4 protein-coding genes and 3 pseudogenes are annotated in these 5813 nt (G+C 37.8%); 3 read left to right on the plus strand and 4 right to left on the minus strand.

The features are described 5' to 3' along the window. From CU633_RS22175 to CU633_RS23515, 3 genes and pseudogenes are all read right to left on the minus strand, one after another. Window positions 1-881: pseudogene (locus tag CU633_RS22175) on the minus strand (DDE-type integrase/transposase/recombinase); the annotation flags it as partial. 163 nt (window positions 882-1044) lie between these two features. Then, window positions 1045-1227, minus strand: coding sequence for a hypothetical protein (locus tag CU633_RS23510; RefSeq protein WP_257959282.1), 183 nt, complete (start codon window positions 1225-1227; stop codon window positions 1045-1047). Between the two features lie 153 nt (window positions 1228-1380). Further along, window positions 1381-1638: pseudogene (locus CU633_RS23515) on the minus strand (DUF6431 domain-containing protein); the annotation flags it as partial. 192 nt (window positions 1639-1830) lie between these two features. Between CU633_RS23515 and CU633_RS22185 the strand changes: the two are divergent. Continuing rightward, window positions 1831-3102: pseudogene (locus CU633_RS22185) on the plus strand (Tn3 family transposase); the annotation flags it as partial. A 704-nt stretch (window positions 3103-3806) separates the two neighbouring features. On the opposite strand, the gene CU633_RS22190 reads toward CU633_RS22185, so the two are convergent. Then, window positions 3807-4172, minus strand: a complete 366-nt coding sequence (locus CU633_RS22190; RefSeq protein WP_101662715.1) for a hypothetical protein — start codon at window positions 4170-4172, stop codon at window positions 3807-3809. A 118-nt stretch (window positions 4173-4290) separates the two neighbouring features. On the opposite strand from CU633_RS22190, the gene CU633_RS22195 reads away from it, so the two are divergent. Together CU633_RS22195 and CU633_RS22200 are read left to right on the plus strand one after the other, a co-directional pair. After that, window positions 4291-4842 (plus strand): matrixin family metalloprotease, encoded by a 552-nt coding sequence (locus CU633_RS22195; protein ID WP_257959281.1) that lies wholly within the window; start codon window positions 4291-4293, stop codon window positions 4840-4842. 12 nt (window positions 4843-4854) lie between these two features. Continuing rightward, entirely contained in the window at window positions 4855-5604 is a 750-nt protein-coding gene (locus tag CU633_RS22200) for a cardiolipin synthase (protein WP_101662716.1), read from the plus strand. Window positions 5605-5813: the final 209 nt, after the last annotated feature.

The raw sequence follows: 5813 nt of genomic DNA on the forward strand, positions 1-5813 counted from the left end.
AAGCGTAGTAAGCTTTCCTTGATTGATTAATAGATTGGCTTCACCTGTAAAACTCGAATCTACAAATTGGAAAAATTTCTCAATTTTTCCTTTCGACTCTGGTGAATAAGGCTTTGCGTGGATTAGCTTGGTGCCCATACGGGCACAGATTACTTTGAATTGCCTGGCGTTATAAACTGATCCATTATCACAGAAGAAAAGATGGGGAACCCCGTGCTTTAAAACGGCTTTTTGTACACATCTTTCCAATCGGGGATATCGTTCCTCCAAAAAGAACTCCGCATGCATAATGCGTCGGCTGTGATCGTCAATAATGGCAATAAGGTAGGCCTTTTTGCGTTTCTCAGGGTTTTTTGGGTCGGGTAAATAAAGGGTGTGCTGGGTGTCAGCCTGCCAACAGTCATTCGGTGCATCGTGTTCAAAATGGCGGAATTCCTTCTTCACCGAACGGTGAAGGTCTCGCTTACTCCAGCCCTGTTCCTGAAAATACCGGGAAAGTGTCCGAGGTTTCATGAACCCAACTGGAACCTTTCCCTCCAGCTCAAGGATGCGGATGACTTGTTCCACACTTCTGCTTGAAAGTTCTTTTCTGAGTTCAATCGCACGCTTCAGAATATCTGGATCCTGTTTTTGAAGACTGCCTTTCTTTTCCCTGGCCTGAGGTTTCAAGGCTTCAAAACCTCCTTTTTCATATGCCTGCAGGTACCTTTCAAGAGATCGGATACTGATGCTTGTCTCTCGCTGCCTGGGATGGTATAGCTTTGTTTCGCAATCTCCCTCAAAAGGGCATACCTCTCCCCGGGCTGTAATTTCCGCTGAACCACTTGGGCAATCAACCCAAAACGGAACGCGGCAATGTCATTACGCAGGTTTTCATTCATTCTTTTTTTCTCCTTTTTCCACAAAATCGTTAGATGATAAAACAAATCCTATTTTCCGCTTCTTTTTCCTTCCGGAAAAGGGACACATTTTGTGGAGCAAGAAGATGGAAATAATACCTTTCATCTCCAAATAGTCCGCCAGGTTGGAACACCAACATTGTGATCAAGTAGAGTCAAGGGATTGGCGGAAATGTATGGCTGAAAAAAGCTTCCCCGGTATTGGAATGGAGTCATGTTCTCCAAAACAGAAGGAAACCAGGACACGGAGTTCTCCAACCGAACTAATCCCTTCGCGATAAAGGGCAAGCACCCCATCTCCATCCTGATATTGTTCAGCCATCCTCACACGCTCATCTCCCCACCATTTCAAAAATTGGCTGAAAAACCTAGCTTTCCATCTATATAGTGTTTTTAGGGAGATACGGGGAACTTCATTAGTAGACAGGCGCTCCGAAAGGAGAGTCAAAGGGAGTCCTAAAAAGACCCAGCGGAGAACGAATTCAACAATATGGTTGGCGAATCGTCCCCACGGAACAATAAAGGAAGGGATTAGGGAAAATGTCTTTTTACAGTCGGGGCATCTTCTTCGCATAATCGGAATATCGTGAGATTCCGATTTAAAGTGAACTGTCCGCTCATATTTACCATGCCTTCTAGTCCTTCTCCCACAACATGGACATAAGACTTCCAGCTCATCTGTTTTTATGGTAGCTATATACTTCTTGATTGAGAAAAAGAATTCTAGTATGATAGGCATAGTGTGAGAGAGTCATTTGTTCTCCGGGCCGGCAAGCAGGGAGGAACAAATGACCTTTTCCTTTATTAGTTTAAGAGCCGTCAGCTTCTCTGACCATTATAGCATGGTCAGAGAAGCTGACGGCTCTTTCATTGTATAGAATCCGACAAAACAGTTGGCGAATAACTCCTGCCTTTCGACAATAGAGCAGGCGCTCAACACTATAGTTTATCCCTTTACAATATGTTACCTCGTGTTAAGCTGTCTGATTTGCTTATAGAAGTTGCAGGATGGACGGGGTTTGATGAGGCATTTGTTCATGCATCTACAAATCGTATTCCAAAAGGCAATGAAAAGTCTATACTCATAGCCACACTTATGGCAATGGGAACAAATATCGGTCTGACCAAAATGGCTGAAGCTACGCCAGAAATCTCTTATTATCAAATGGCGAATACAGCTCAATGGAGATTATATGACGATGCTATGGTAAAAGCTCAAACAACTCTAGTAAACTTTCAACACAAACTTGCATTATCATCATATTGGGGAGATGGAAGAACGTCATCATCAGATGGAATGCGTGTACAAGTCGGAGTATCCTCTTTACATGCTGATGCTAATCCTCATTATGGCACAGGAAAAGGTGCGACACTTTATCGGTTTACAAGCGATCAATTTTCAAGCTTTTATACCAAGGTAATCAATACAAATGCTAGAGATGCAGTTCACGTAATAGATGGATTACTACATCACGAATCTGATTTGGTCATTGAAGAGCACTACACTGATACAGCCGGTTATACTGACCAAGTATTCGGATTAAGTCACATTCTGGGTTTTCGTTTTGCTCCAAGGTTGAGGGATCTCACTGATACCAAGCTTTATGCGATGGGCAGTCCTCGAGACTTTCCCAAAATTGAAAGCATATTGCGAGGGCGGATTAATACAAAGTTAATTCAAGATAATTATGATGATGTACTCAGGCTAGCGCATTCAATTAGAGAAGGAAAAGTATCTGGTTCCCTAATTATGAGTAAACTTGGTTCTTATTCACGCCAAAATAAATTAGCAACAGCTCTTCGTGAGATGGGAAGAATAGAAAAAACCATCTATATTTTAGATTATATATCGAGTGAAGCTTTACGGCGTAGAGTTCAAAAAGGACTAAATAAAGGAGAGGCAATGAATGGACTTGCGCGATCTATATTCTTTGGTAAACGAGGCGAACTAAGAGAGCGAGGACTTCAAGAACAACTTCAACGCGCAAGTGCCCTTAATATCTTAATAAATGCTATTAATGTTTGGAACACCGTATATTTAACAGAAGCAACTACAGTATTAAAGGAAAAAGGATTTTATAAGGAAGAGTTAATGCAGCATATATCACCCTTGGGTTGGGAACATATCAATTTTCTTGGAGAATACTCTTTCGATATAAGCAAGGCGATAAATATAAAAGCATTGAGACCACTAACCATATAATGAAAAAGTCGAAATTCCTTAGAGGAGGAAAATCGGCTTTATTTATGTCGAATTTTGCTTAGCGTATGTTTTCCGCGTTTTGCTACCGGGACCCCTATAGGAAGTGATAGAATCAAACGCTGTGAATAACTTTGAGATTATTGCAAACTTCGTCCAGCTTCGACGCACAGGAAGTACTAGTGTCGACAATGTCACAGGACGTGCGCGTTCTTGCCCCAGCGCTAGCCAGTTTTCATCCCTGATTTTGCTTCCCCTACAGTATCTTGTGTACAACATGGCTTGGTAATGCGACTGTTGTACACAGCTCGAGTCGCGTCGGTCCTGCGGGTGGAGTCAAACCATTTGCTCCAATATTAGCAATCTTAGTATTTTTATTAAAAATCATAAAAAAAGATTATCTTCATCGATAATCTCGGCTGGTAACAAGTTTTGGTGTACTATCTTTTTTGTTTGTGTAGCTCATTTAATGATTCAGTAACAAGCATAATATCACTATCAATCTTTCTTTTTACATTCTCCGTTTCACAGTTAAGATACTCTCTATACAAATTCCGGTTATGTCTTATAAAGATGATTAATTCATCCCCCATTAATCGCTCCCGTAAACTGACCCTTAGCTTCATCTTAATACCCACAAGCTTAAGACAGTAAACTCTGATGCTTATTTTTGCGAAAGGAAGCTTGATGGTATAAAATAACGCTTTTTACCCCTCAACCTCGGCTATATATTTAAAGAAACCTTCTTCTGTTTTAATATATAGTTCATCTTTATCCTTACTCTGTTTTTGAGAATAAATTTTTGTACCAATTGGTAAAGTAGTGGCTACTCCATTTTCGAAGGGTACCCCTTTTTTATAATTTTTAGTTATCTCTCCTACTTTATTTAAGTGATCTTCATTCAACGAAGCTGCTGAGTCATTTTTTTTATATATACGGTCGTTGAATATAAAGATATCTGCCTTTGAATCTTTTTCTAAAATATTTAATGCGATTTGCTCAGTTGTTGATGTTTGAGTGGTACATGAAACTAATAACATTATTGGTAGTACTATAAGAAGGAACTTTTTCATAATAACACTCCTATTTTTTGGAATATTCATAAAAAATTTCACATTTTTAATAATTTTTTCTGAATATTTGTTATACTTTTATTGCGTTATAAAAATTATATTAAATTAGGAGGTAGTTATGAAACAGTTTTTTTTGAAAAAAGGTATGCTTATTCTCTTTTTAGCATTTTTAGTATTTCTCACAGTAAACGAAAGTACTCAAGCTTATAGTCCTCATGGATGGCGATTCTTCAAATGTTCAACTTGCAGCACTTCATATCCTACGTATAGCTGGGGTGATCGTCTAACTGGTTCTAGTGTAATTAAAACAGGATGGCAGAATGCAATAACCAGCTGGCATGGTAAACAATCAAAGGTACGTTTTACCTATAGTAGTGGTTCAACAAGTAAATTGAATTCTTGGTATGAGACTTCTTCGACATATTATGGTCGTATGTACACTAGTTATGATGCATTTAAATTTGTTACAAAGTTTACGGGAGAATTAAATGCAGGAAATACAAATATAACTAAAACAAATGTAGCTCAAAGTTCAGGGGTACATGAACTAGGTCACGCAATGGGGATTGATCATGTATCAGGAACTTCGATTATGAACACTTCTAGAGATCGAACTAGAATATATACACCTCAAACAGATGATGTAAATGGAATCAATGCAATATATTAAGGGAGGACTATTATGAAAACGAGTATTAAGTTAATAACAAGCGTGTCGTTAGCTGCTCTTCTAGGTTTTGTGGGTGTTCAACAGTTTACTAGCGATACAAACGGAATTTCAAAATCTCAATCAATTGCCGAATCTGATACTGATAAAAAAACAATTAATATTTCATATAGTGCTGATTTTCCTTATACAGAAAACCTTCAGGATATGTATCAAGAGGCTGATTTAGTTGCAATTGGCAGATACGATAGTTTTGATTCTTCCTGGAATATGGCCCGTAATCCTGCTGATATTAAAGAAGAAGATTCAGAAAACTATGTAGAAGGTCATCTTTACAATTTTAAAATAGAGGAAATTTTAGCTGGAGAGTCCGATAAAAAAATAAAAATAAATCTTAGGTATGAAGAACTTGTGGAAGTAGAAGATGAACAGGGGAATAAATTAAAAGTAAAAAATAAAGATCCTTTATTCCTTGAACCAGAAACGGGTGAAAAATATTTAGTATTCTTAAAGAAGGATTTAAACTTTGGAAATTACTATGGAGCAATTGAACCTTTTCAAATTTTACTAGACAAAGACGATATAGCTCAATTAAAAACGAACCTAAAACAAGAGTCTTACGTAAAAAAACAAGTTATAAAAGTAGACAATGGTAAGACATTCGTTAACATTGAAACCGATCTTGAACCACTAACGGATAAAATTTCCGGTAAGAGCTTAGTAGATTTAAAGAATGAAATTGCTAGCTACGGAACCAAAGAATAGGCAAGTAGTCTTAGAGACATAGAAGTGAAAAAAATTTAAAGACTTTAGCTTAATTTGAAATAAAAAAAGGACTGCATAATAAGCTTAGCAGTCCTTTTTTACATCCCTAATTTTTACTAATTGTAGCATAATTATTGTATAACTATTTAGGGGCTGCTGAATAAACAAAAAAGCCAGGAATGACAAGGGTTTCGCAACTCTTTTGTCGA

Origin of the sequence: Bacillus sp. V3-13 (genome assembly GCF_002860165.1) — a bacterium.
Classification (GTDB): Bacteria; Bacillota; Bacilli; order Bacillales; family Cytobacillaceae; genus Bacillus_BJ.